Origin of the sequence: Rhodococcus sp. 14-2483-1-2, assembly GCF_002259405.1 — a bacterium.
Taxonomy (GTDB): Bacteria; Actinomycetota; Actinomycetes; order Mycobacteriales; family Mycobacteriaceae; genus Rhodococcoides.
On the sequence record NZ_NPFW01000007.1, the window covers coordinates 559,959 to 584,527 of the forward strand.

Annotated in this window: 24 protein-coding genes; 14 read left to right on the top strand and 10 right to left on the bottom strand. The window is 65.8% G+C overall.

Translation table 11 applies throughout. The annotated features are described in order from the left end of the window. Positions 1-53 precede the first annotated feature (53 nt). The 3 genes from CH295_RS07315 to CH295_RS07325 all read right to left on the bottom strand — a co-directional run bounded on the left by CH295_RS07315 (position 54) and on the right by CH295_RS07325 (position 3,815). Entirely contained in the window at positions 54-1,955 is a 1,902-nt protein-coding gene (locus CH295_RS07315) for a DUF2339 domain-containing protein (RefSeq protein ID WP_170945788.1), read from the bottom strand. A gap of 75 nt (positions 1,956-2,030) precedes the next feature. Next, positions 2,031-2,681 (bottom strand): DUF1707 SHOCT-like domain-containing protein, encoded by a 651-nt coding sequence (locus CH295_RS07320; RefSeq protein ID WP_037195953.1) that lies wholly within the window; start codon positions 2,679-2,681, stop codon positions 2,031-2,033. Positions 2,682-2,702: 21 nt separating this feature from the next. Continuing rightward, positions 2,703-3,815 (bottom strand): glycosyltransferase, encoded by a 1,113-nt coding sequence (locus CH295_RS07325; protein ID WP_094635221.1) that lies wholly within the window; start codon positions 3,813-3,815, stop codon positions 2,703-2,705. A 109-nt stretch (positions 3,816-3,924) separates the two neighbouring features. Here CH295_RS07325 and CH295_RS07330 point away from each other — a divergent pair, with 109 nt between their 5' ends. Next, positions 3,925-4,314: a MarR family transcriptional regulator gene (locus CH295_RS07330; RefSeq protein WP_037195957.1), complete on the top strand. Its 390-nt coding sequence runs from the start codon at positions 3,925-3,927 to the stop codon at positions 4,312-4,314. A gap of 2 nt (positions 4,315-4,316) precedes the next feature. Here the strand turns inward: CH295_RS07330 and CH295_RS07335 are convergent, their stop codons facing one another. The 4 genes from CH295_RS07335 to CH295_RS07350 are packed head-to-tail and all read right to left on the bottom strand — an operon-like array spanning position 4,317 to position 7,581. Continuing rightward, a complete protein-coding gene (locus CH295_RS07335) occupies positions 4,317-4,538 on the bottom strand; it encodes an autophagy-related protein 2 (RefSeq protein WP_094635220.1) in 222 nt (73 codons plus the stop codon). Between the two features lie 37 nt (positions 4,539-4,575). Beyond that, a complete protein-coding gene (locus CH295_RS07340) occupies positions 4,576-5,235 on the bottom strand; it encodes a response regulator (protein ID WP_037196234.1) in 660 nt (219 codons plus the stop codon). Then, a complete protein-coding gene (macS, locus tag CH295_RS07345; RefSeq protein ID WP_094740212.1) occupies positions 5,232-6,401 on the bottom strand; it encodes a MacS family sensor histidine kinase in 1,170 nt (389 codons plus the stop codon). Before macS ends, CH295_RS07340 begins: the two co-directional genes overlap by 4 nt. Further along, positions 6,388-7,581, bottom strand: coding sequence for an AI-2E family transporter (locus tag CH295_RS07350; protein ID WP_170945806.1), 1,194 nt, complete (start codon positions 7,579-7,581; stop codon positions 6,388-6,390). The genes macS and CH295_RS07350 overlap by 14 nt, the downstream gene beginning before the upstream one ends. Positions 7,582-7,723: 142 nt before the next feature. On the opposite strand from CH295_RS07350, the gene CH295_RS07355 reads away from it, so the two are divergent. From CH295_RS07355 to CH295_RS07415, 13 genes are all read left to right on the top strand, one after another. Further along, entirely contained in the window at positions 7,724-9,199 is a 1,476-nt protein-coding gene (locus CH295_RS07355; RefSeq protein WP_037196235.1) for an adenylate/guanylate cyclase domain-containing protein, read from the top strand. A 9-nt stretch (positions 9,200-9,208) separates the two neighbouring features. Beyond that, a complete protein-coding gene (locus tag CH295_RS07360) occupies positions 9,209-10,339 on the top strand; it encodes a lysylphosphatidylglycerol synthase transmembrane domain-containing protein (RefSeq protein WP_037195966.1) in 1,131 nt (376 codons plus the stop codon). Positions 10,340-10,450: 111 nt separating this feature from the next. Beyond that, positions 10,451-11,002 carry a YceI family protein gene (locus CH295_RS07365; RefSeq protein ID WP_037195967.1) on the top strand — a complete coding sequence of 184 codons (552 nt, stop codon included), beginning with the start codon at positions 10,451-10,453 and terminating at the stop codon, positions 11,000-11,002. Between the two features lie 103 nt (positions 11,003-11,105). Beyond that, the gene (locus tag CH295_RS07370; protein WP_373453604.1) at positions 11,106-11,480 is read left to right on the top strand and encodes a DUF3054 domain-containing protein; all 375 of its coding nucleotides are present in this window, start codon (positions 11,106-11,108) and stop codon (positions 11,478-11,480) included. A 150-nt stretch (positions 11,481-11,630) separates the two neighbouring features. Beyond that, the gene (gene nhaA, locus CH295_RS07375) at positions 11,631-12,941 is read left to right on the top strand and encodes a Na+/H+ antiporter NhaA (RefSeq protein ID WP_094740213.1); all 1,311 of its coding nucleotides are present in this window, start codon (positions 11,631-11,633) and stop codon (positions 12,939-12,941) included. Between the two features lie 42 nt (positions 12,942-12,983). Further along, on the top strand, positions 12,984-14,081 hold the full coding sequence (locus CH295_RS07380; protein WP_212556150.1) for a serine hydrolase domain-containing protein: 1,098 nt from the start codon (positions 12,984-12,986) through the stop codon (positions 14,079-14,081). Between the two features lie 66 nt (positions 14,082-14,147). Next, positions 14,148-15,401, top strand: a complete 1,254-nt coding sequence (locus CH295_RS07385) for an APC family permease (protein ID WP_094740214.1) — start codon at positions 14,148-14,150, stop codon at positions 15,399-15,401. Positions 15,402-15,432: 31 nt separating this feature from the next. After that, positions 15,433-15,798 carry an ArsR/SmtB family transcription factor gene (locus CH295_RS07390; RefSeq protein ID WP_037195982.1) on the top strand — a complete coding sequence of 122 codons (366 nt, stop codon included), beginning with the start codon at positions 15,433-15,435 and terminating at the stop codon, positions 15,796-15,798. Beyond that, the gene (arsB, locus tag CH295_RS07395) at positions 15,795-16,883 is read left to right on the top strand and encodes an ACR3 family arsenite efflux transporter (RefSeq protein WP_037195985.1); all 1,089 of its coding nucleotides are present in this window, start codon (positions 15,795-15,797) and stop codon (positions 16,881-16,883) included. The genes CH295_RS07390 and arsB overlap by 4 nt, the downstream gene beginning before the upstream one ends. Then, positions 16,883-17,305, top strand: a complete 423-nt coding sequence (locus CH295_RS07400) for an arsenate reductase ArsC (RefSeq protein WP_094740215.1) — start codon at positions 16,883-16,885, stop codon at positions 17,303-17,305. The genes arsB and CH295_RS07400 overlap by 1 nt, the downstream gene beginning before the upstream one ends. Further along, a complete protein-coding gene (locus tag CH295_RS07405) occupies positions 17,302-17,718 on the top strand; it encodes an arsenate-mycothiol transferase ArsC (RefSeq protein ID WP_094740216.1) in 417 nt (138 codons plus the stop codon). The genes CH295_RS07400 and CH295_RS07405 overlap by 4 nt, the downstream gene beginning before the upstream one ends. A gap of 5 nt (positions 17,719-17,723) precedes the next feature. Then, the gene (locus tag CH295_RS07410; protein ID WP_094740217.1) at positions 17,724-18,779 is read left to right on the top strand and encodes an ArsO family NAD(P)H-dependent flavin-containing monooxygenase; all 1,056 of its coding nucleotides are present in this window, start codon (positions 17,724-17,726) and stop codon (positions 18,777-18,779) included. After that, positions 18,776-20,110 (top strand): FAD-dependent oxidoreductase, encoded by a 1,335-nt coding sequence (locus CH295_RS07415; RefSeq protein ID WP_094740218.1) that lies wholly within the window; start codon positions 18,776-18,778, stop codon positions 20,108-20,110. The genes CH295_RS07410 and CH295_RS07415 overlap by 4 nt, the downstream gene beginning before the upstream one ends. Positions 20,111-20,129: 19 nt before the next feature. Here the strand turns inward: CH295_RS07415 and CH295_RS07420 are convergent, their stop codons facing one another. The 3 genes from CH295_RS07420 to CH295_RS07430 form a co-directional block, all read right to left on the bottom strand. Further along, entirely contained in the window at positions 20,130-20,876 is a 747-nt protein-coding gene (locus tag CH295_RS07420; protein WP_094740219.1) for a sulfite exporter TauE/SafE family protein, read from the bottom strand. A gap of 45 nt (positions 20,877-20,921) precedes the next feature. Next, positions 20,922-22,583: an NTF2-like N-terminal transpeptidase domain-containing protein gene (locus tag CH295_RS07425; RefSeq protein WP_170945807.1), complete on the bottom strand. Its 1,662-nt coding sequence runs from the start codon at positions 22,581-22,583 to the stop codon at positions 20,922-20,924. Between the two features lie 105 nt (positions 22,584-22,688). Beyond that, positions 22,689-24,518, bottom strand: a complete 1,830-nt coding sequence (locus tag CH295_RS07430) for a penicillin-binding transpeptidase domain-containing protein (protein ID WP_094740220.1) — start codon at positions 24,516-24,518, stop codon at positions 22,689-22,691. Positions 24,519-24,569 lie beyond the last annotated feature (51 nt).

Consider the following 24,569-nt stretch of genomic DNA (forward strand, 5'->3'; position numbering starts at 1 on the left):
TGGACCACTGCACCGCCGAGACGTATGCAACGGTCCATTGACGCAGCAGGGGGTCAGGAGGAAACTGCCGCACTTTCTCGGTCCGCGAACACCTTGGCGTATCGGGTGCCGGCGATCAGCAGCAGTAGTCCCACTGCAATGAAGGCGATGACCCGGAAGAGTCCGTCCAGGGCGACGAGGTCGAACAGGAACAGTTTTGCGATGGCCGCGGCGGTCAGGGACAGTCCGGCCAGCAGGGCCAGATGAGCGTGGGTGACGCTGCGTAGCCCGAAGGCCAGGAGTGCGAAGGCTGCGATCATCCACTCGATGGTTGCCGCGGTGTGACCTGCGGTGAATCCTGTTGTTTCGCCGCCGATTCCGATGCCGAGAGTCACCGTTGCCGACGTCAGGCCGTACAGCGCGAGTACGCCGGAGACGATGCCGAGGGTCTGCAGTTCGTCGTCGACCAGTTTCAGTTCTGCCAGCACGTAGGCAAAGGCGAATGCCGTTGCAGCGAGCAGGATTCCGCCCAGGGTGATACCGACGCTGCCCACTGCGTGATCGGAGTCCAGCAGCGCCTGTGGCGGACTGACCGAGACGAACATCAGTGCGCCGATCACGCCGAATCCGCTGCCGATCGAGTATGCGAGTGTCGAGCGGGTGCTGTGGGCCACCGCGATCAGGGCCAACGCGACGGCGAACAGCACGACCGGGCGAATCTCGAGGGTCGTCGACTCGACTGCGGCCTGCAGCGTCGCCAGCGCTCCGATCACCGCGACGGTGATGCGAGCGTGCCCCGGCAACCAGCTCACCAGAATCACGATCGCCACAGCTGCAGCAGCAAGAACCAGTTGGACAGAGACGGTCGCGGCGCGATCGAAAACGTCTGCGGACACCAGCACCGGCACAGATGCGAGAGCGATCATGACGGTGTCGACCACATCGGAGATGTTGCGGCGCAACAACTCCAGTGAGGTACCGATGCCGAAGACGGCCACCGACACGACGGCAAGGAGTAGCCAGAGGTCGCCGGTGGATCCGGACAGATCGACACTCGCGATGGCAGCCAGCACCGCACCGACGAGGGGTACGGTCCGAACGACCTGCAGGAGTTGCCAATTGCGGCCGACCTGAGCCGGGAAGCTGGCGACGTACGTGGCGATGAGGAACGCGATCAGGGTCAGGGTGAGGCCGTCGGTCAGCACCGGTCCACACACCGCGACGCCGGCGAGAATCAGCACCGCCATCGGCTGCGACTTCCACTGCACTGCGAGTGCCGTTCCGGCTGCGGCAATTCCGAATGCGGTGATCAGCCCGAGTACGGGATCGAGCCAGCCGTACAGGACGGACGTCGCGAGTACATCGAGGTACAGGCCTGCGATGCCGGTAGCGGCGAGGGCGATTCCGCCGACGCGGCCGCCCGATCGGCCGAACACTCGGACGCCTGCACCGATCAACGCGAGTGAGAACACTGCACCCGCGGCGACCCGCAGAGGAGGACCGAACCACCCGGCCTGTGCGGCGAGAACGAGCAGCATCACCACACCGACGAGGGTGACGCCCGCACCTGCGACAGCCAACAGACGACTGATGACACCGTCACGCTGCCACCACGGTTCGCGCGGCGGAGCCGGCGGTCGAGGCGCGACGACCGGCCCCCGGGGTGGTGCGGGGTAGGTCATGGCGGGCTGGGGCCGAAACATCTGCCGGCCCGTCGGCTGACGGACCGGGTGGCCGAACGGCTGACCGTAGGGCTGCGGAGGCAACGGCGGCGACGCGACCGGCGGCGGAACGGCAGGAGCCGGCGGTGCGGGTGCCTGCCGCGTCGGAGCGGGAGCCGTTGCTGCACCGAGCTGCGACTGCAACGTCTGCAGATCGACGGCCACCTGGCGCATGTGGTCGCCCAGGGAATCGAAGCGGCTGGACAGTCGCGCGACGAGTTGCGGATCCAGCCCGGAGTTCTGGGAAGAAGTCATGGGTTAGATCCTGCGACCGTCGCGGTCGAAAAGCGTGAGTAGTGCTACTCGGATCACTCGAGTAGAAGCGCCTCGCTAGCCGAACATACGACGGATCGAGCTACCGAACGGATGCTTGGCGGTCACCGAACCCAAGCGAACCTTGCCCGAGACCACAAGATGCAGCGGCCCGTACGGCGGGCCGGTGCGAACCTTGTTGGTAGCGCTACCCGCCACCGTCTCGACGCGGTTGAGATCGACCGTCGCCTCGGTCGGCACGATCAGTGTCACGGTGCTGCAGTAATCGTCGACGTGAATCTCGACCACCTGCGTCGACATGACCGCCTGGGTGAAGTCGAGTGTCACCGTCGACATGCGGGTGGAGACGCGCAGATTCGCAGGTACGTTCCACGGCCCCTTACGGGTGACCGTGGACATCGTGCCGCGCAGTGTGTCCGACGCGCCGCTGCTGTGCCCCCAGTGCTCCTGAACGACGCGGCCCGGGGCCGGTTGCGGGGTGGGCGCGGCGAAGGGTTTCGGTGCCGGGCGATGCTCCTCGGCGATCTGCATCCCGGGCAGGTCGGCGAGAACCGAGTTCAGTTCACCGCGGGTCTTCGACGCCAATGCGGTGTCCATTCGCTCGGTGAACTCGCCGAGCGACAACATGCCCTGGCCCACGGCGCGCTGCAGCAGCTCTCCGACGTGTTCGCGTTCGGCATCGGACACTCTCAGATCCCTTGCCTCCATGCGTTCAGGGTAGCGAAGATCTCAGGCCACGCGACCGCCCAGTACGGAAAGCATTCCGGACACCGACGCGGGCCATCCGAACTGTTCGGCGCGCAACCTGGCGGCGATGCGGCGGCCGTCGACCGGTAGTTCGAGAACTCGCTGTATCTCGGCGGCGAATCCGTCTGCGGTGTTCTCCGAGGATCCGCCGCAGTGCGGGGTGACGATCTGCGCCAGCGCCGAGGTCTCCGAGACGACGACGGGGGTGCCTGCGGCGAGCGATTCCAATGCGGCGAGCCCGAACGTCTCATGTGGTCCCGGCGCGAGAGCGATGTCCGCCGAGGCCAGCAGGGCTGCGACGGCCGATCTGCCGTCGACGAAACCGAGGAAGTCGACGGGCAGACCGCGGGCGCGTCGTTCGAGACCGGCTCGGCGGGGGCCGTCGCCGGCGATGATCAGCCGCGCCCGCATTCCCGAATCACACAGTGCAGCAAGTGAATCGATGCTTCTCTCGACGTGCTTCTCCACCGAGAGCCGGCCGCAGTGCACGAGCAGTCGGTCGGCACTGCCCAGCCATGCGGATCGTTCGCCTGCCTGCCGGCGACGCGGATGGAAGAGGTCGAGATCCACGCCGAGCGGCACTCGGTGCACGTTGCGAACACCGATGCGGTCGAACTCCTGTCTCGCGAACTCCGTGGTGCACACGACGGCGTCGAACGAGTCGGCGGTGCGACGGTTGGCCAGGTCTGCGATGGGGCGGGCGCAGCGCATCGGCATCGTCTGCGCAAGCAGTCGGTCCAGGCGTTCGTGGGAGATCATCACGCTGCGCACGTCTCGGCGCGCGGCCCAGGCACCCATTCCGCGCAGCGTCAGTCGGTCCGACACCTCGATCACGTCGGGCCGCAGTCCGGCCGCCACCGAGGACACCCGACGCGGGTCGGCCACCCGATACCCGCCGGTGAGCGGGATCTGCGGTGCCGGCACCTCGATGCGCACCACTCCCGACGGCAGGAGCGTCTCGCTTCGTCGATCTCCCGGCACGATCAGAGTCACCTCGTGGCCGTCGGCGACGTACCCCGATCCGAGCTGGTCGACGGCCGTCCGCAATCCCCCGGACCGTGGTCCGTAGAAGTTGGCGAGCTGGACGATGCGCACTCGACCAGTCTTCCCAGCGACAAGTCCGCCCGACGGCGCGGCGATGGATGGTGACCGAACCTTCGCGGAATTCTGTGTGGGGAGCGCTACCAACGGGTAGGTGAGACAGATGCGAGTGACACTGCAATCCACCGGCAACGCCCCCGCCACCGAGGTCTGGGAGCGCTACATGGAACCGACGGCCTGGAAGACCTGGGCACCGCAGATCATCGGCGTCGAGTACCGCGGCGAGCGTCTGGACGCCGACACCACCGGCCGAGTGCTGGGGCCACTGGGCCTGCCGATCGATTTTCGAGTGCATTCGGTCGACGAGCAGTCCTGGACGTGGGCGTGGTCGGCGTGGTTCCAGAACCAGGCCATCGGGGTGGACCTGACGCACGGCGTCGTCTCCCGACCCAGCGGCACCAGGGCGTGGTTGACGATCGACGGCCCGCTGCCGCTGGTTCTGCCGTACGTGCCCGTCGCCAAGTTCGCGCTCGGCAGGTTGTGCAGTCGGTAGAGCTACTCGGACCGTGTGACGGTCTTCTCCTCGGACTTGTCGGCCACGTCGGTCGGCTCGGGCGTCGGTAACGAGGAATCCTCACCGGATCCGTCCAGATGGCCGTCGAACTCGTCGATCGCCTCGTCGCGTTCGGCACCGGTCTGATCGAGATCGGCGTCGACGCCCTTCGAGTGCTTCGCCGGGTCGACGGTGGTGTCCACTGCATTCTTGTTGTCGGTCATGGGATGCAGAGTGCCCCTGAGCTACCGACGCAAACCCTCACAGCCCTTTTTCGATGGCGTATCGGGTCAGTTCGACGCGGTTGGCCAGCTGCAGTTTTCGCAGGGTCGCCTGGACGTGATTCTCGACGGTCCGATGACTGAGCGTCAATCGCGTCGCAATCTGTTTGGCGCTCAAACCCTTTGCTACCAGTCGCAACACCTCGGTCTCGCGGTCGGTCAGCGTGGGGCGAGCGTCGGATTCCGGTTCGGGCGACGACGACATCCGCCGGAACTCTCCGAGCACCAGGCCTGCGAGACCGGGAGTGAACACCGCCTGCCCGGCCGAGGTGGCGCGGACGGCGTCGAACAGTTCCTCGGCCGATGCACTCTTGACCAGGTAACCCGTCGCACCGGCCTTGATGGCGTCGAGCACGTCGTTGCGTTCCGCGGACGCCGAGAGCACGAGAATCTTCGTCTGCGGCGACGCGTCGAGCACGGCGACGGTGGCGTCGGCTCCGTTGCCGTCGGGTAAGTGCATGTCCATCAACACGACGTCGGGAGTGGTTGCTCGGGCGCGGCGCCGCGCAGCGGCGACGCCGTCCGCGGTGGCGACGACCCTGAATCCGGCGGCCTCGAGATCCCGGGCGACGCCATCCCGCCACATCGGATGGTCGTCGACGACCATCACCGCGATCTCGGCATTCGCTTCCTCTGTCATCCCGGTCCCTTCGCTCGCGGAATGCGGATCTCCCATTCGGTTCCCTCGCCCTCGTCGGTGTCGAGTATCGCAGTACCACCGAGAGATTCGACGCGGCCGAGTATCGACTTCGAGACACCCATTCGACCCTCGGCCTCGGCGGCGGCGAGCCGTCCGGCAGGGATTCCGCGGCCGTCGTCGCGGATACTGACGATCAATTCCCCGTCGACGTCCTCGAGCAACACATAGGCCTTCGCATCGGCTCCCGCGTGGAGCTCGACGTTGGACAGTGCGGTTGCCACGACAGCGGCGAGTTCATCGGCGACCTCGGATTCGACGAGAACCGGATCGGCAGGCGTCGAGACGGAGATCGAGGTGCCCGCCTGAGTCCGCAGCAGTGCTCTGACGTCGACGATCGAGCCGGTGTGATCGCCGCGCGGAGCCGCCTGTTCCGAGATGAGCACGCGAAGAGCGACTTCCTGCTCGCCGGCCAGCTCGGCGAGTTCGGCTGCACGCCCGCCTATTTCGAGACCACGCCGTCGCACCAGCGCCAGTACCTGCAGCACCCCGTCGTGCACCTGCCGGGCAAGTCGTTCACGTTCCTCGGTGATCGCGGCCGATCGGGCTGCGCGTTGCAGCTCCTCGTGCGCGCGACGGGCAGTGTTCGACGCCATCCCCAGCGCCAGCCCCGCCGAGAGCAATACCGGAGCGGTGGCGTCGGACCAGAGGTCGGAGTCGAAACGGTCGCGGACGAGTGCGCTGACCACCGACATCGCTACCCCGGATGCGATTCCTCCTTTGGGGCCCAACAGGATTGCGGCCGAGATGACTGCGTTGGTCGCCCACAGTGTGGTCGGCAGGGTTTGGCGGGTGCTGTACCAGTCGTAGTCGGCAACCAATCTCGTCGATGCCATCAGCGCGATCACGATGACCTGATCGGCGAGGACCACCTGCCAGCGCGGAAGCGAGGCGCGCGCGAGCATCAGAGCCGACGTCCCCGACCACACCGCCATCAGTGCCACCAACATCCAGCTCAACCGCGGGTTGGTGTAATTGTCGACGGTGGCCACCTGGTAGCCGATGGCGTAGACGAGGGTGACCAGCCGAAAGGCCTGGGAGGCCCGCCAGAGCGGGGAGTCGGGATCGGACGAGGTGAGCGTGGTCCGTGCCCGGTCAGCCGTCCGCATCGGTCTTCGGACCCGCAGTCTTCGTATCCGGGATCTTCAGCTGTCCCTTGGCAAGCCGATCCGGCTCGTCGCTCCCGGGCGGAGTGTGTGGGTCGCTCGGCTCGGCGGAATACAGCGGGTCGGGTACCTCGAGTTCCTCGTAGACCTCGTCCGGGTCGTCGGCGAGCAGCGACCGAACGGCGGTGTTGAGAACTGCGACGATCGGTACTGCGAGCAGGCCTCCGACGATGCCGGCGAGCAGAATGCCGACGGTGATGGACAGAACCACCGCCAACGGGTGCAGCCGCACGGCGCGGCCCAGCAGGAGTGGTTGCAGCACATGGCCTTCGAGCTGCATCACGGCCACCACGATGCCGAGGGTGATGACCGCGGTGATCAGCCCCTTGGTCACGAGTGCGATGAACACCGCAACGAATCCGGTCAGCACCGCACCGATGATCGGGATGAACGCTCCGATGAACACCAACGAGGCCAGCGGGAGTGCCAGTGGCACACCGAGAATGGCCAGCCCGGCTCCGATGCCGATGGCGTCGGCGGCCGCGACGGCAACCGTCGCTCGGACGTATCCCACCAGGGACCCGAAGCCTTGGATGCCCGCGGTACGGATCTTCCTGCGGGCTGCGGTCGGGGCAAGACGGGTGACGAACTGCCAGATCTGATCGCCGCCGTACAGGAAGAAGATCAGAGTGAACAGGGTGAGCAATGCGCCGGTGAGTATCTCGCCGATCACCGCCGCCGTGGTCAGCGCTCCGCTGGTGACGGCTTCCTGGTTGTCCTGAACGACCTTCACCAAGTTGTCGGTGGCCTGCCGAATCTGATCCTCGCTGATATGCAGCGGGCCGTTGCTGAGCCATTCTTCGATGCCGTTGATGGACTGGGTGAACTGATCGCCCACCTGCGGCAGGCCCTCGATGAACTGCTCGACGATGAAGGTCATGATTCCGGCGACGACCCCGATGCTGGCGATGATCACGACGATCACCGCAACAGCACGTGGCACTCCACGTCGGTGCATCCAATCGACGACGGGAACGAGCATCGCCGACGCGAGCAGCGCCAGACCCAACGGAATGACGACGGTGCTGAGCTTGGCCACCACCAGGCAAAAAGTGATGAATCCGGCAAACAGGACAAGCAGTCGCCATGTCCATTCCGCGCCGACCCGCACCAGCGGATGCACCGAATCCGCCGCCGAAGTGGGGCCCGGGGACGCCCCCGTACCTTGCGCCCGCAACTCGTCGGTGCTCACCCGCTAAATTTAACCTGTGCTGGCATCTTTCCGAGCGGTCTCGCTCACCCTGAAGAGTCGCTGGCCGCTCTATATGCTCTCCATGCTCATCGCCAACGTCTTCGGCGCGGTGCTCGTGTTCGCCTTCGTGCGGTACGGCCTACCCATCCCCGAATCGGACTCGATTGTCGCCGACCGTGTCCGCAACGTGTACATCTTCGGGGCGTATCTGCTGGTGGCCCTCGTCGTCAGCATGATCTACGCGTACTTCCTCCTGCGCTCGGTGATCAGGTGGCAGCTCCGCGGTGGCCCGCCCACCCGCAAGGAGCAGATGACGACGCTGCACGCGCCGTTGCGTCAGGCGATCGTGCATCTGATTCTGTGGATCATCGGCGGGATCATCTTCGTACTGTTGACCATCGCCGAGATGCCGTCACTGTCGATCGCCGTCATCGTCACCGTCGGAATGGCCGCGACGGTCACCTTCGGATTCACGTACATGCTCGGCGAGCGCATCCTGCGGCCGGTCGCGGCACTGGCGTTGAGCGAGGGCCGATTCGATCGCACGATGACGCCCGGCGTCGGTACTCGCATGGCCATGACGTGGGGCCTGGGCACCTTGATGCCCGTCATCGGCATCATCCTGCTGTGCGCCACGCAGCTGACCACCGATCTGGTGTTCTCCCCCAACGCACTCGCCGTGGCCATCATCCTGCTCAGCGTGCTGGCCATCGTGCAGGCATTCGTGCTCTCGATGCTCACCGCGAGCCAGATCTCCGACCCGATCAGTCAGCTGCACAGCGCCATCGAGCGAGTTCAGCGCGGCGAGACCGACGTCGAGGTCGATGTGTTCGACGGATCCGAGATCGGACGCCTCCAGGTGGGCTTCAACCGCATGATGGAGGAATCGGCGGAACGACGCGTCCTGCGAGAGCTGTTCGGCCAACACGTCGGTGAGGACGTGGCGCGTCGAGCATTGCAGTTCGGAACCGAGCTCGGCGGCGAGACACGATTCGTCGCAGTGCTGTTCGTCGACATGGTCGGCTCCACCGCCACCGCCTCCGAGCGCCCACCGAGCGAGGTCGTGGTGTTGCTCAACGAGTTCTTCCGGGTGGTCGTCGACGTCGTCGGGCGTCACCACGGGTTCGTCAACAAGTTCATGGGCGACGCTGCCCTCGCGATCTTCGGTGCCCCACTGGATCGTCCCGACGCACCGACCGCCGCACTCGCCGCCGCACGTGAGCTGCGATTCGCGTTGGACGAGATCACCGGCCTCGACATCGGCATCGGTGTGTCCGCGGGGCTGGCCGTCGCCGGCAACATCGGTGCGTCGGAGCGCTTCGAGTACACGGTCATCGGAGACCCGGTCAACGAGGCGTCGAGGCTCACCGAGCTGGCGAAACTGCGTCCCGGACGCGTCCTGGCGTCGACCTCGGCCCTGTACTTCGCCGACGACGAGGAACAGGAACAGTGGGAATTGGGAGACCAGGTGCAACTGCGTGGTCGACGACGTGCAACCCATCTGGCCTGGCCGGTGGAGTATCCCGATTCCTCCTCGAGCGACGGTTAGTCTGACAGGGTGCCCGACCCCAGCTCCACCCGCGGACCAGCAGTACGGCGTCCGCGAAACCGACTCCGGTGGGTCAAATGGATCGCCGGAATCGCACTGGTGGCGCTGCTGGTGGGCGAGGGGATCTACCTCTGGCCGCGACTGCACGAATCCTGGACCGCCGTCCGCGAAATCCACTGGGGTTGGCTGGCGGCCTGCGTGTTCGCGCAGGCGGTGTCGCTGAGCGCGTTCGGCAGAGTACAGAAGCAGTTGCTCGACGCAGGCGGAGTGAAGGTACGCCAGCGCAAGTCCGTGGCCGTCATCTACGGCAGCACCGCGATGGCGCTCACCCTCCCCGCCGGGCAGGTGTTCTCCACCGCATTCACCTATCGCGAGACACGCCGCTGGGGAGCGAGCCCGGTCGTCGCGTCCTGGCAGCTGGCCATCTCGGGCGTGATCGCCGCGGCCGGACTGGCCGTCCTCGGGGTCGCCGGAGGATTGGTCGTCGGTAGCTCCTTCAACACGTTCACCGTGGTGCTCCCGATCGCAGGCGTCATCGCCATCGTCGCCGCCGTTCGCTACATCTCCAATCACCCCGAGTCGATCAAGAGCATCGCGCGCTGGGGATTGCACAGATACAACGCGTTCCGTAATCAAGAGCTCGACGCCGGGGCCGAGGCAATCGACAAGATCATCGGCCAGATTCAATCCGTCCAGCTCGGCAAACGCGACGGCGCGCTCACTCTGTCGTGGTCGGCCGTGCATCGACTCGCGGACGTCGCCTGCCTGGCGTTCGCGTGCTTCGCCGTCGGCGCGGATCCCCGGCTGTCGGGATTGCTGATCGCGTTCGCGGCGGGCAAGGCCGTGGGATCAGTTCCGCTCGCGCCCGGCGGCCTGGTGGTGGTCGACGCGACCCTCATCGCATTTCTCACCAGCGCCGCTTCGATCAGCGCATCGCAGGCCGTCGCCTCCGCGCTGGTGTACCGCGGCGTGAGCTTCATCCTCGTCGCCATCGTCGGGTGGATCGTGTTCCTCGTACTGTTCCGGGGGCATCAGCACGCCGATCTCGAATTCGACATCGCGCTCGAACAGCAGGAGACCGCCGAGCTGCGGCGTACCGAGGACATCCGCGATGCCAAGGGCGATCCGGAACCCGCATAGGCACCCCCGAGCGGTATGGCGTCCGTCACTTCGTGTTCACCCGGAATATATACGGACCCCGGTCCGCTTGTGTACTATGAGCATTGAAACTTCAACCCACTAGGAGCCACCATGACCACCGCCATCGCACTTCCCGAGCTCACCGCAGGCACCTGGGCCATCGACGCAACCCACTCCACCGTCGGATTCACCGTCCGCCACCTGGTGGTCAGCAAGGTCCGTGGCCGCTTCCAGACCTTCACCGGCACCATCACCGTCGACGCCGACGGCACCCCGTCCGTCGACGCCGAGATCGACGTCGCGTCCATCACCACCGACAACGCCCAGCGCGACGGCCACCTCAAGACCGCAGACTTCTTCGAGGTCGAGAAGTTCCCCACCGCGACGTTCAAGTCCACCTCGGTCAAGGCCGACGGCGGAGACTTCATCGTCACCGGTGACTTCACCCTCCACGGCGTCACCAACTCCATCGATCTGAAGCTCGAGTTCAACGGCGTCAACGCCGGAATGGGCAACGGACCGGTCGCCGGCTTCGAGGCCAGCACCGTCATCAACCGCAAGGACTTCGGCATCAGCATCGACATGCCCCTCGAAGGCGGCGGCGCAGTCGTCGGCGACAAGATCACGCTGAACCTCGAAATCGAAGCCGGCCTGCAGGCGTAATCCTCCTCCGCTTCACCCCTCCCCCGTCGGGAAGGTCCGCCGAAAGGCCCGCACCGCATTTGCCGGTGCGGGCCTTTCGCTGTCGGTGTCTACAGTGGTGCGCGTGAAGTTTCGTTCCCCTGCAGTTGCTGCCGTCCTCGACCTGCTCATGGTCGTACTGTTCGCCGCGATCGGTCGACGCAGTCACGCCGAGGCCACCGCACTGTCCGGCCTGTTCCACACCGCGTGGCCGTTCGTCGTCGGTGCCGCCATCGGCTGGATCATCGCGTTCGCCCTGTACCGCAACAAGTTCGACGCGTTCCTCATCGTCCCGACGGGCATCGTCGTGTGGGTGATGACGGTGGTCGTGGGCATGGTGCTGCGTGCACTGACCGGGCAGGGAACAGCCGGATCGTTCATCGTCGTGGCAACCCTGGCCACCGCAGTTCTGCTGCTGGGTTGGCGTGCGCTGGCGAAATTCGTGCCCAGCGTTCGGTGACTTGCGAGTTCGTCGGGAACGGCCTCGACGCGATAGGATGATCTACGGTGCGCCGGGAAGTCTGGTCGGCAACGACTTTGCGCTGCGTACTTGCCATCTGAAGTTCGGTCGGTTCGCAACGCGACGAAGCTACCGAAAGGCGTTGTCACCGTGACAGATTCATCCAGTTCCAAGACGCGATTGCCGTTGTTCTCCCGCGGCTCGTGGTCCGAGGCAGACCGGGTCGCGCAGATCCTGCGCAAGGAAACCGTCGGCGGTGCATTGCTCCTCGTCGCCACTCTTGTCGCCTTGATCTGGGCCAACTCACCCTGGTCCGCTGCCTACGACTCGCTGATGAGCACCCGAGTCGGACCCTCGGCGCTGCACCTCGATCTGACCCTGTCGACGTGGGCAGCCGACGGACTGCTGGCCATCTTCTTCTTCGTCGTCGGACTCGAACTGAAGCGAGAATTCGTCGCAGGCGATCTACGCGATCCCGCACGTGCGGCCCTTCCTGTCGCCGCGGCAATCGGCGGAATGGCAGTTCCAGCAGTCATTTTCGTGCTGATCAACCTCGGCACCGGAGACGGCGCACTGCTCGGTTGGGCAATCCCCACCGCGACCGACATCGCGTTCGCCGTTGCTGTCCTCGCCGTGATCAGTACCCACCTGCCGACCGCGCTACGGACCTTCCTGCTTACGTTGGCTGTGGTCGACGACCTTCTCGCCGTCAGCGTCATCGCCATCTTCTACACCGACGACATCAACTTCATCGCGCTCGGCCTGACACTGATTCCGCTCGCGCTGTTCGCCGTCGCCGTACAGATGCGCGTCCGCTCGTGGTGGATTCTCATCCCGCTGGCGGTCGTGACCTGGGTACTCATGCACGAGTCCGGCGTTCACGCCACCGTCGCGGGTGTGCTGCTCGGCTTCGCTGTCCCGGTCATGCGCAGCAAGGCCAACGGTGGCCCCGAAGCAGGCCCCGGCCTCGCCGAGCACTTCGAGCACAAGATCCGGCCGATCTCGGCGGGCATCGCGGTTCCCCTGTTCGCATTCTGTGCGGCCGGTGTGACCGTCGGCGGATTCTCCGGACTGGCCAGCGCACTGACCGATCCGATCGCCATCGGCATCATCGCCGGCCTCGTCATCGGTAAGGCCGTCGGCATCTTCGGCACCACCTACCTCGTCTCGCGGTTCACCCGGGCCACACTGGATGCCGGACTGAAATGGCTCGACGTCCTGGGCGTCTCGATGCTCGCGGGTATCGGATTCACCGTCTCGCTGCTGATCGGCGACCTCGCCTTCGGTGAGGGAACCGAGCGCGACGACCACGTCAAGGTCGGTGTGCTGACCGGTTCGATCATCGCCGCCTCGCTGGCCGCCGTCATCCTGCGCAGCCGCAACAAGGCGTACCGGGACATCTACGTCGAAGAAACCCGCGACGACGATCACGACGGCATCCCGGACGTGTATCAAAAGTAGCGGGCGCTGGAATCCGGACCGCTCCGGTGACACGATGAGACCGTGAGCGAGACCCTGCGCGAACTGTTGACCCGGCACATCGACGCAGGACTGATGCCGGGGGCAACAGCGCTCCTGGGTGGCCCCGATGCGGAACCCGTCGCGGTCGGGTCATCGGCGGTCGGCGGTCCACCGATGGCGGTCGACGCACTGGTCCGGATTCAGTCGATGACCAAGATCGTCACCAGTGTGGCCGCCCTGCGGCTCGTGGAGGCGGGCCGGCTGACGCTCGACGACGACGTCGCGCCCTGGCTTCCCGAACTCGCCGACCGCCCTGTGCTCACCCGTCCCGACGCTGCACTCGACGACACCGTTCCGCAGGACCGGCCGATCACGTTGCGGCACTTGCTCACCAACACCAGTGGGTACGGAATTCAGATGGGAGACACCCCGCTTGCTCGTGCGATGCGGGCCAACGACACGGAGGCCGGCCCCGCGCCGTCTCCGCTCGGCGCGGACGAGTGGTTGGCACGCATGGTGGATCTTCCGCTGGCTTTTCAGCCCGGTACCGGGTGGCGCTACCACCACGGCTTCGCCATCCTCGGCATCCTCGTCTCTCGTATCGTCGGCCGATCTCTGCAGGATCATCTCCGCGACGACCTGTTCGGGCCACTCGACATGCCCGACACCGGACTGTGGGTACCCACCGACCGATGCCATCGCCTGACGGCGGCCTACCGGTACGAGGACGGGTCGTTGATCGAGACCGAACCCGCCGCGGGCGGACCCTATGCGGGACCGCCCCCAGTCGACGTGAGTCACGGTGAGCTGGTGTCGACCGTGACCGATTTTCACCGCTTTCTCCGTGCGGTCCCGACGTCCGTGTCGACCGAGCACCTGAAGCTGATGACACACGACCAGGTGCCCGCGTCGATCAAGACCGACGAGAGTTTCTACCCGGGCTTCTGGCCGGGTACGGGGTGGGGATTCGGCGTCTCGGTCGTCACCGAAGGAGAGCACCTCGGCCGCTACGGATGGTCCGGCGGGCAGGGCACCGACTTCTTCGTCGACCCGGACGGGACGGTCGGCATCCTGCTGACGCAGACCGAATTGTGCGAGGCCACCTTCGCGCTGCTGTCGGAGTTCCAGGAACTGCGCTGACAGGATCGACGCCGAGTCGAGTGCAGCACCTACAGTTGTCGCCGTGATCGACGATCGGTTCCCGGCATGACGAATCCGCCATCGCTCACCCGTCGACTCGGGCTGTTCGACGCCATCGCCATCGGTGTCGGTTCGATGGTCGGAGCCGGGGTGTTCGCGGCGTTCGCCCCCGCATCGGCCGTCGCGGGCACGGGTCTGCTGATCGGTCTCGCCATCGCCGCGGTCGTCGCCTTCTGCAACGCCACCTCGTCGGCTCAGCTCGCCGCGCAGTATCCGACGTCGGGCGGCACGTACGTCTACGGCCGTAAGCGGCTCGGCGAGTGGCCCGGCTTTCTGGCCGGGTGGAGCTTCGTCATCGGCAAAACCGCCAGTTCCGCAGCCATGGCGCTGGTGTTCGCGGCCTACGTCGCACCTGCCGGGTACACGAAAGTCGTTGCTGTTCTTGCCATCGTTGCGTTGACTGCAGTGAACTACTTCGGCATCACCCGTACGGCCGTGCTGACGAAGATTCTGGTCGCCGCCGTGCTCACCGTGCTCGTCGTGGGTGTCGTCCTGGGACTGACGGGCTCGATCGAGCCGAACGTCGCCGGGCTCGGCTCGTTCACCGACAGTGGGTGGTACGGAATTCTGCAGTCGGCCGGCCTGTTGTTCTTCGCCTTCGCCGGCTACGCGCGCATTGCCACCCTGGGTGAGGAGGTCGTACGGCCCGAGCGCACCATTCCGCGCGCCATCGTCTCCGCCCTGGGTATCGCACTACTGGTCTATGCGGTGATTGCACTGACCCTGTTGTCGGTACTGGGCTCCGACTCACTGGCGTCGTCGTCGGCTCCTCTGGTCGATCTGGTTGTGGCATCCGGACATTCGTGGGCGTCGCCGCTGATGCGCATCGGCGCGGCGCTGGCTGCGCTGGGAGCTCTCCTCGCGCTGATCGCGGGCATCGGCCGCACGTCGCTGGCAATGGCCCGCCACGACGACCTGCCGTCGTATCTGACCGCGGTCCATCCCCGCTACTCGGTTCCGCATCGCGCCGAGATCACTCTGGCAGTGATCGTCTGCGTCCTCGTTCTCGTCGTCGATCTGAGGAACGCCATCGGTTTCTCGTCGTTCGGGGTGTTGCTGTACTACCTGGTTGCGAACCTGAGCGCCCATACCCAGGACACCGAGAACCGGCGGTACCCCAAGGTTCTGCAGATCGTCGGCAGTATCGGATGCGTCGTCCTGATTGCCACGCTGCCCGCCACCTCCATTGCCGTCGGAACCGTCGTGGTCGTGCTCGGTGTCGCCTATCGGCTTGTTCGGGTTCGACAACTGTTCACTTGACGACTGATTCGACAAACGTCAATATAGACGAATGTCGAATCAAGACCGGTCGTCCCTCGACGGTGACTGCTGCTCGCCGCTGATCCGCGAACCCCTGAACGCGGATTGGGCCGGAGATCTCGCCCGCATGTTCAAAGCACTGGGAGATCCCGTCCGGCTGCGGCTGCTCAGCCTCGTTGCCAGCCATGCAGGCGGCGAAGCGTGTGTCTGCGATATTTCCCCCGCATTCGACTTGTCGCAGCCCACCATCTCCCATCACCTCAAGGTGTTGCGCGAGGCAGGGCTGCTCGACTGCGAACGACGCGGTACCTGGGTCTACTACTCGGTGATTCCCGCTGCACTGCAACAACTGTCGGCAGTGCTCAACGCTGCGGAGTCCACGGAGGTCATGGCATGAGTACGACGACCGATACTGCCGTAGTCGGCAAGCTCTCCACCCTCGACCGGTTCCTACCCGTGTGGATCGGCGTCGCCATGGTTGTGGGCCTGCTCCTGGGACGCATGATCCCCGGAATGGACGACGCGCTGTCCACCATCTCCATCGACGGCGTCTCGCTCCCCATCGCCATCGGACTGCTGATCATGATGTATCCGGTGCTGGCCAAGGTCCGCTATGACCGCCTCGACACCGTCACCGGAGACAAGCGCCTACTGATCGGATCGCTGGTCCTCAACTGGATCCTCGGTCCGGCCCTGATGTTCGCTCTCGCATGGCTTTTCCTGCCGGATCTACCCGAGTACCGCACCGGGCTCATCATCGTCGGTCTGGCCCGATGCATCGCGATGGTCATCATCTGGAACGACCTCGCCTGCGGCGACCGGGAAGCCGCCGCGGTTCTGGTGGCGATCAACTCGGTGTTCCAGGTCTTCATGTTCGCCATCCTCGGATGGTTCTACCTCTCCGTCCTGCCCGGCTGGCTCGGGTTGGAACAGACGACCATCGAAGCCTCGCCCTGGCAGATCGCGAAATCGGTGCTGATCTTCCTCGGAATCCCGCTGATTGCGGGATTCGCCTCGCGCTTCTTCGGTGAACGCGCCAAGGGCCGCGAGTGGTACGAGGAGAAGTTCATCCCCAGGATTGCCCCGTGGGCGCTCTACGGCCTGCTGTTCACCATCGTCATTCTCTTTGCGCTGCAGGGCGATCAGATCACGTCACAGCCCTTCGACGTGGTGCGTATCGCGCTGCCACTGCTGGTGTACTTCGCGGTGATGTGGGGCGGCGGCTACGCCCTCGGTGCCGCGATGGGTCTGGGCTACGAGCGCACCACCACCCTCGCGTTCACCGCGGCAGGCAACAACTTCGAGCTTGCGATCGCCGTCGCCATCGCGACGTACGGCGCGACATCCGGGCAGGCACTCGCCGGAGTCGTCGGACCACTCATCGAGGTGCCGGTACTGGTCGGCCTCGTCTACGTCTCACTCGCACTGCGTAAACGCTTCGCCCCCAGTACGTCCGCGAACACAGTGACAAAGGAGTCCTGATGTCCGACACCCCCAGCGTGCTCTTCGTCTGCGTCCACAACGCGGGCCGATCTCAGATGGCCGCCGGTTTTCTGGCCCACCTCGCCGGCGACACCGTCGAAGTGCGTTCCGCCGGTAGCGCGCCCGCGGAGACGATCAACTCCGCAGCGGTCGAGGCCATGGCCGAGGTCGGCATCGACATCTCGTCGCAGTCCCCGAAGATTCTGACCTCCGAGGCCGTGGAGACATCCGACGTCGTCATCACCATGGGCTGCGGTGACGCCTGCCCGGTGTTCCCGGGTGTGAGTTACCGCGACTGGGCTCTGGCCGATCCCGCCGGCAAAGGCGTCGAGGCGGTGCGTCCGATTCGTGACGAGATCAAGAGTCGAATCCAAGACTTGATCGCGGAATTGGTTCCAGCGAACCAGAGTTCGGCTTCATGACGACACCCAGCGTGCTGTTCGTCTGCGTCAAGAACGGCGGCAAGTCTCAGATGGCCGCCGGTCTGATGCGCAAGGCGGCGGGCGATTCCGTGGAGGTGCACTCGGCCGGAACGAAACCCGGTGGTGCTGTCAACGCACTGTCGGCCGAGTCTCTTCTCGAAGTCGGCGTCGACCTGTCGGGCGAAGCACCCAAGTCGATCGATCCCGACCTGCTCGTCCGCATGGACTACGTCGTCACCCTCGGCAGCGAGGCACACGTGGAACCAGTGGACGGTCCGACGTTCGAGAACTGGAACACCGACGAGCCGTCCGAGCGCGGTATCGACGGCATCGACCGCATGCGTCTGGTCCGTGACGACATTGCCGCTCGCGTCGAGGAACTCGCATCTCGAATGCGCGGCACCAACGCTTGACTCGAATGAAGTCCGAGGTGGTGGTGATCGGCGGCGGTCAGGCAGGACTGGCCGCCGGCTACTACCTGCGACGAGCCGGGCTCGACTTCGTCGTTCTCGACGACCAGACGCATGCCGGAGGGTCCTGGCAGGACTACTGGCCGTCGCTGCACCTGTTCTCACCGGCGGAGTACTCGAGACTTCCCGGCTGGCCGATGCCTCCGTGGCACAACGGTTTCCCACCCGCGTCTCATGTGATCGACTACTTGCGAGCGTACGAGAAGAAGTACGAACTGCCGGTGCACCGGCCCGTCCGGGTGACGGCCGTGCATCGGGTCCCGGGCGGCTACCGAGTCGACACCGATGGCGAATCGCACAGTGCCACAGCAGTCGTCAACGCGACGGGAACATGGTCTCGGCCCTTCTGGCCGAGCTACCCGGGCATGCGTGAATTCGGTGGGACCCAACTGCATGCCGCTGACTACCGCACACCGGATCGATTCGTGGGCAAGCGAGTAGGAATCGTCGGGGGCGGAAACTCGGCTGCTCAGATACTTGCCGAGATCTCCACTGTCGCCGATACCTACTGGTACACCAGCCGTGAGCCGAAATTCCTGCCCGACGACGTCGATGGGCGCGTGCTGTTCGATGTCGCCAGCGACCGCGCCCGAGCGCTGGCAGCGGGTGATACCGATACCGGCGGGGTCGCAGTCTTGGGCGACATCGTCATGGTCCCGCCGGTGAAGGAGGCCAGGGATCGCGGAGTCCTGCAGGCCCGGCCGATGTTCACGGCGATCACAGCCGACGGCGTGACGGACGGGCACACGACGGAGAAACTGGATGCGATCGTCTGGTGCACCGGCTTTCGGCCCGCGCTGCGGCACCTGCAGCCGCTGCACCTGCATACCGACGGACCTCGGATCACGTTGGAAGACAATCCTATTCACGGCGAGTCGACCCTGATGTTCCTGGGGTACGGCGACTGGACCGGACCGGCATCGGCAACGCTCATCGGCGTCGGCCGTACCGCACGCGCAGCAGTGAGCACTCTCGCTCGACGAGGAAAGGTAGATCAGTCATGAACGAATACCCCGTAGTAGTGATCGGCGCAGGACCCATCGGTCTTGCCGCCGCAGCGCATCTGACCGAAACCGGCTCTGCCGTGGTCGTTCTCGAACGCGGGCCGTCCGCAGGCTCGGCAGTGTCCGAGTGGAATCACGTGCGATTGTTCTCCCCGTGGTCCGAGGTCGTCGACCCCGCTGCGGCCCGGTTGCTCGAGCCCACCGGCTGGACTGCACCGGACGGTGACACCTATGCCACCGGTCGCGAATGGGTGGAGCGGTACCTCGCACCCCTCGCCGCCGTTCTCGGCGACGCCGTCCGAGTCGATTCCGAGGTGGTCGGTGTAGCCCGCCGCGGACGCGACCGCGTCGTCGACGCCGGCCGCGACACCGCGCCGCTGTCCGTGCACATCCGGCATTCCGACGGCAGCGAGGAACGTGTTCTCGCCCGCGCGGTCGTCGACGCGTCGGGCACCTGGGGATCACCGAATCCACTGGGCAGCGAGGGACTTCCGGCCATCGGCGAGAAGGCCGCTGCGGACCGGATCGACTACCGGGTCCCCGATCTGACCGATCCGGCCATTCGCGCCCAGTTCGCGGGCAAGCACACCGTCATCGCCGGCAGTGGACACTCCGCCTTGACCGCCATCATCACCTTCGCCGAACTCGCCGCGGAGGAACCAGGAACGACGCTCACCTGGGCCGTCCGCCGAGGAGCCACCGCCGATGTGTTCGGCGGCGGCGACGCCGACGAGCTGGCTGCTCGCGGCGCACTCGGCCAACGCGCCAAGAAGGCAGTCGACGACGGCTTCCTCACCGTGCAATCAGGATTCCGCACCGAAACCGTTGCGGTCGAACGTGATCGGATGACCCTCGTCGGCGACACCGGCGCTCGCATCGGAAACGTCGATCGCGTGGTCGCGCTCACCGGCTTCCGGCCGGATCTGTCGTGGCTGTCCGAGGTTCGCCTCGATCTCGATCCCACCCTGGAGGCACCCAAGTTCGTCGCAGAGTTGGTGGACCCCAACATGCATTCGTGTGGATCGGTGTCACCGCACGGAGTCGAAGAACTGACCCAACCGGAGCCCGGCTTCTACCTGGTGGGCATGAAGAGCTACGGCCGCGCGCCGACGTTCCTCGCGATGACCGGATGCGAGCAGGTTCGCAGCATCGCAGCCGAACTCGCAGGCGACCACGAGGGCGCACGAAAGGTCGAGCTGACGCTGCCCGACACCGGTGTCTGCGGCGGCGCGGGCCTGTTCGACGAGCCCGACGCCCCGTCGTCCGGTGGCTGCTGCGGTGCCCCTGCTGCGCCGGAGTTGATCACTCTCGGGTCGCCGTCGAGCAAGTAGCGAACAGGTGACCTGACTGTTAGCCGAAGGCCTGATACCCCAGCCATCCGGAGAGACCGAGCCCCAGAATTCCGACCGCAATACGCAGAACAATCGGCGAGATCACCTTGACCGTCGGCGGCCCGCAGGCACCGCCGACGAAGCAGCCGATCGCCAGGGCAAGCGCGGCCCACCAGTGCACCTGGCCGGAGAACGAGAAGATGATGGCGGCAATGAGATTGGCGATGCCGAGGAAGAAACTCTTCAGAACGCTTGCGCGCCAAAATGTATCCGAGGTGCAGATCAGCGCCAGCGCGAGGAAGATGACACCGGCCCCGGCACCGAAGTAGCCACCGTAGATCGCGACCGCGAACAGCGCCAACGGATAGAGCGTCGGAAACTGTCTGCCGCCGGACAGCTTTCGGATACGCGGCTGCAGCAGTAGCGCGATGGCTGCCATCGCCACCAGGAACGGTACGACCACCTCGAACGAACCGTCCGGCGTAGTGAGCAACAGAATCGCACCGGTGGTACCGCCCAGCGCGGAGTAGATCGCATAGCGAACCAGCTGCTTGCCGTCCTTGGCGAGCTCGGCCGAGGAACTCGCCGTCGCCCCGACACCGGCCGCGACCAACGCGACCGTGTTCGTCACGTTCGCAGACACCGCAGGCAAACCCACCGCAAGCAGAGCAGGATAGGACACCAGCGACGCGAGCCCGGTGACGAACCCGATGAGCCCGGCGAAGAACCCGGCCACCACCAGAAGTCCGAAATCGAGCACAGTCACCGAACAAAGCTACCGCGCCTAACGATCCGCCCGGCACCGCAGGGCTTACTCGACGGGGTTCGCCATCTCCTGCAGCAACCGGCTCGTCATGCGCACTGCCTGGTCTCCGCCGTCCGCGTCCTCGATGTACACCGCGAATGCAACGTCACCACTGGTGGCGAGCACAAAGCGATCGTCGCCACTTTCCCCGGCGAATCCCTGCACACCGTCGAAGGTGTCGAGACCGCTACTGCTCGACGAGTCGGCGAGTATGCCGCGCAACCGGTTTGCCGCATCCGACCCGATTGCCTCGGACTCCCGATTTGCGACGGCGGCCTGACCGGCGACGATCGTCGGAGTCGGAGCGCTGCCGCGAGAGATCGCGGCCGCCATCTGCGCGAGTCCGAACGGAGTCACCGTCGCCTCGTCGGCGGAGGCGGTGGACACCGTCCTGATGCCGTCGATCGCGCTGCGACTGTCGGCGGGAGTTCCTGTGTAGGCGTCGAGTCCGGGCATCGAGTAGTTGATACCGAGACCCAACCTCGCAGCTGCATCTTCGGCGCTGTCGTCACCGCGATCGGACTGCACGGCCCGGACGAGTTCCGACGCGGTGCCGGCCGGGTAGGAGCCCCCGAAGACGACGTCGCCCTGCTCGTTCGCGTAACTGTTCTGTGCCGCAGCGAGAATCGCGCCGGTCGAGGTGGACAGGGCGACGATCGACGCCGACGACCCCGCCATGACGACCGCGTTCTCGGCTGCGAGTTGAACTCGCGGATCGAGCGTCGCGTGCAGGTCAGGACCGGCGGGTCCCTGGAAGCCGACACGGCGTTCGCCGGTTCCGTCGGCGGTGTAGGTGTCGACGGCCCAGCCTGCGGTGGCGTCGCGTCCTTCCTGCCAGGCGCTTCGCAACGAGTCGAGCACGGGTGAGGTGATCCGACGGTCGTCGACGATGAGCTTGGGTTGCGGAGAAACGACCACGCCCGGCACGGCGCGGAGGTCGTCTTCGAGGACGGCGAAATCGTCGTCGCGCAAGGTCACTGCGGTGATCGGTGCACCGCCGGCCGAATCGAGTTCGGCCAGCATCGATTCGGAGGTGATCAGCGGTGCGACGACGTCGATGACGTCTGCGAGTTGCGCAGTGGATGCCGCCGGATCGCTCGTCTGTGCCGGGTCGAGGGAGATGGCGTTGATGGTGCGTTCGCTCATCAGCACGTTGTTCGCGGCGTCGAAGATCAGCGGCGGAGCGGCGTCGGTCCTGGTGTATCGGACCGACCCTCCCGAGGTGAGGTCGGGGACGAGGGTGGCCGGATCCCACGCGATCCGCCAGCCGACACTGAGCTTCTTGGTCGAGCCCTGAGCGCTGTACTTCCAGTCCTTGCCCTCACCGAAATTCCATGCGGACGCGAGAGTGAAGTAGCCGCTCTCGTCGGAGAGGTCCATGTACTGGGTCAGGTCGAAATCGCCGGTGGACGTGCCCTCGGCCGACAAGCCGTCGAACATCTGGTTCAGTGCGGCCGTCGCGGCGTTCGGGTAGGTCGTCAGCGCGGCAGCGGCAGCGACGTCTCGGTTGTCCAGGGCATCGACGAACTTCGAGACCAGCACCTCGGCCTCGCTCGGTGGGCGATCAACCATCCAGAACACTGCCGAGACCGTCAACGTCGCCGATGCTGCAACGGCGACGAGGTAGCGACCGCGGACCTTGCGCGGGCCACGACGGGCACGACTCATAGAACTCATTAGTCACAATATTCACTGTAGTCACACGAGTAACAAGCACGGGATTCATACGAGCCGGTCACGATTGGGATACGCCCCGGTCGGTTTCGGCCTCTACTAGCGCAGAAAACGACCCGCAGCCTCGACGGCAGGCGTCGAACTGCCCGCATCGTTCACGAACACCGCGAACGCGAGATCACCGGAGATACCGACGAACCAGCCGTGGGCTCCTTCGTTGTTCGCGCCGAATTCGGCGGTGCCGGTCTTGCCGAGCAGCCCGGGGATGTCATTGAGCGACGTCGCGGTACCGCCGGTGATCGTCTCGCGCATCATGGTCTTGATCTGCTCGGTGACCTGCGGGTCCACCGCTGCCGGCTGCATGCTTCCCACTCCGGGCTCACCGGCGACGACCGTCGGTGGGCGCAATCCGTTGTTGGCGATCGACGACGCGACCAGTGCCATTCCGAACGGCGACGCGGTCACCTGCCCCTGGCCGATGGCGGATTCGACCCGCTGCGCCGGGGTGTCGGCCGAGGGCACCGAACCGGTGACGGTCGTCAGACCGGGGGTGACATAGTCGACGCCGAGGCCGTACTGCGCGGCCGCGTCGGTCAGTCCGTTCGGCGGGAGTGCCACACCGAGGCGACCCATCGTCGTGTTGCAGGACTTGGCGAAGGCGGTGTGCAGCGGCACGTCGCCGAGATCGAAATTGTCGTCGTTCGGGATCTGCCTGCCCTCGATGTTCTCGGTCGCCGGGCACGGCAGCACGGTATCGGGAGTGACGGCACCGGACTGCAGTGCAGCCGAGGTGGTCACCGTCTTGAACGTCGACCCCGGCGGATACAGGCCGGTGAGAGCGATCGGGCCCTCGGCATCCGCGGCGGAATTCTGCGCCACGGCGAGAACCGCCCCCGTCGACGGCCGAAGCGCAACGATGGCCGACTGCTGCGGCAGCGACGCGAGCGCATTCTCGGCTTTGAGCTGCAGTGCCGAATCCAGGGTGGTCGCGATGTCGTCTCCGGTTCCGGCGTCGCGGCCGGCAAGCGGGGTGATGGAGCCGTCCGCTGCAACGGCCTGCACAGCCCATCCCCGATTGGCTGCCTGCTCCTGCTCCCACAGAGTCGTCAGGTCGTTGAGGACCGGCGAAACGAGGTTCCGGTCGGTGGCGAGCAGCCGCATCTGCGGAGCCAGCGTGACGCCGGGGACGGTCGCGAGCTGAGCACCGATGGGATCGATGTCCGCCTGACGAAGCAACACGATGGTCGCCGAGTTACCCTGCGCTGCAGCGACAGTCGATGTGACGTAGTCGGCCGTGATACCCGGGACGACGGATCCGACGAGGTTCGCGACAGCCACGGGATCGGCCGTCGCATCGGCGTTCACAAGGGTGACCACCTGCTGCGACATCAGCTCGACGCCGTTTCCGTCGAAGATGCGCGGCGCGACGAGCGCGTCGGTAGGAGTGAAACGCACCGACGAGTCGGCCGTCAGGCCCGGCACCAACATCGCCGGATCCCAGGTGATCTTCCAGCCCTGCTCGGTTTCCGCCGCTGTCGCAGAGGTGGTGTAGTTCCACTCCTTCGGCTCGCCGTCGGGTTCGGCGGTGCCGTCGGTGGTCGTCGAGAAGCGCCAGCCGGCATTCAATGTGAACGTGCCCGCATCCTCGTTGGCGTCGACTGCCTCGAAATCGGGAGTTGCCGTGACCGTACCGCCGGCCGAAAGCCCGTCGTACAGCCCGGTGAGCGCCGCCGTCGCGCCGGCCGGATCGGTGGTCAACGCGGCAGCCTGATCGATATTCGCGCTGTTGACCGCGTCCGCGAACTGCTCGGCGACGGTCTGCGGCTGATCGGGCCCACTCTGACCACAGGCGGCGAGCACCAATGCCAGTACGGACACGATTGCGGCCAGAGTCGTCGGTCTTGTCGAAGTGCGCACGGGATCGATCATGCCCCAGAGCGTCCGCGAAACACCGGTGGCGCGATCCCCGGATGAGGTGTA

Excerpts from the sequence above, each read along its gene's own strand:
- CH295_RS07315 (WP_170945788.1), bottom strand. The coding sequence starts at position 1,955 with ATGACTTCTTCCCAGAACTCCGGGCTGGATCCGCAACTCGTCGCGCGA.
- CH295_RS07320 (WP_037195953.1), bottom strand. The coding sequence starts at position 2,681 with ATGGAGGCAAGGGATCTGAGAGTGTCCGATGCCGAACGCGAACACGTC.
- CH295_RS07330 (WP_037195957.1), top strand. The coding sequence starts at position 3,925 with ATGCGAGTGACACTGCAATCCACCGGCAACGCCCCCGCCACCGAGGTC.
- CH295_RS07335 (WP_094635220.1), bottom strand. The coding sequence starts at position 4,538 with ATGACCGACAACAAGAATGCAGTGGACACCACCGTCGACCCGGCGAAG.
- CH295_RS07340 (WP_037196234.1), bottom strand. The coding sequence starts at position 5,235 with ATGACAGAGGAAGCGAATGCCGAGATCGCGGTGATGGTCGTCGACGAC.
- macS (WP_094740212.1), bottom strand. The coding sequence starts at position 6,401 with ATGCGGACGGCTGACCGGGCACGGACCACGCTCACCTCGTCCGATCCC.
- CH295_RS07355 (WP_037196235.1), top strand. The coding sequence starts at position 7,724 with ATGCTCTCCATGCTCATCGCCAACGTCTTCGGCGCGGTGCTCGTGTTC.
- CH295_RS07365 (WP_037195967.1), top strand. The coding sequence starts at position 10,451 with ATGACCACCGCCATCGCACTTCCCGAGCTCACCGCAGGCACCTGGGCC.
- CH295_RS07385 (WP_094740214.1), top strand. The coding sequence starts at position 14,148 with ATGACGAATCCGCCATCGCTCACCCGTCGACTCGGGCTGTTCGACGCC.
- CH295_RS07390 (WP_037195982.1), top strand. The coding sequence starts at position 15,433 with ATGTCGAATCAAGACCGGTCGTCCCTCGACGGTGACTGCTGCTCGCCG.
- arsB (WP_037195985.1), top strand. The coding sequence starts at position 15,795 with ATGAGTACGACGACCGATACTGCCGTAGTCGGCAAGCTCTCCACCCTC.
- CH295_RS07400 (WP_094740215.1), top strand. The coding sequence starts at position 16,883 with ATGTCCGACACCCCCAGCGTGCTCTTCGTCTGCGTCCACAACGCGGGC.
- CH295_RS07405 (WP_094740216.1), top strand. The coding sequence starts at position 17,302 with ATGACGACACCCAGCGTGCTGTTCGTCTGCGTCAAGAACGGCGGCAAG.
- CH295_RS07410 (WP_094740217.1), top strand. The coding sequence starts at position 17,724 with ATGAAGTCCGAGGTGGTGGTGATCGGCGGCGGTCAGGCAGGACTGGCC.
- CH295_RS07415 (WP_094740218.1), top strand. The coding sequence starts at position 18,776 with ATGAACGAATACCCCGTAGTAGTGATCGGCGCAGGACCCATCGGTCTT.
- CH295_RS07425 (WP_170945807.1), bottom strand. The coding sequence starts at position 22,583 with ATGAGTCGTGCCCGTCGTGGCCCGCGCAAGGTCCGCGGTCGCTACCTC.
- CH295_RS07430 (WP_094740220.1), bottom strand. The coding sequence starts at position 24,518 with ATGATCGATCCCGTGCGCACTTCGACAAGACCGACGACTCTGGCCGCA.